The organism is Pseudomonas sp. SIMBA_067 (assembly GCF_046534675.1).
Taxonomy (GTDB): Bacteria; Pseudomonadota; Gammaproteobacteria; order Pseudomonadales; family Pseudomonadaceae; genus Aquipseudomonas; species Aquipseudomonas putida.
Genome location: NZ_JAWRYH010000994.1, coordinates 1 through 249 on the forward strand (window position 1 = coordinate 1; position 249 = coordinate 249).

Annotated in this window: 1 pseudogene; it reads left to right on the top strand. The window is 68.7% G+C overall.

Annotated features, from left to right (window positions below):
* Positions 1 to 249 (top strand): annotated as a pseudogene (locus SB765_RS32200) (ATP-dependent DNA helicase RecQ); the annotation flags it as partial.

Below are 249 nucleotides of genomic sequence, written 5' to 3' on the forward strand. Positions count from 1 at the left end.
CCTGGGCTGTTGCGCCCCGGCCTCACGGTGGTGGTTTCGCCGCTGATCGCGCTGATGGACGACCAGGTCGCCACGCTCGATGAGCTTGGGGTGGCTGCGGCCGCGCTGAACTCCACCCTGAACGCCGAGCAGCAACGTGAGCTGGCCGGGCGCATGCGCCGCGGTGAGCTGAAGATGCTGTACCTGGCACCCGAGCGCCTGGTGCAGCCGCGCATGCTCGATTTCTTGCGCGAGCTGGACGTCTCGCTG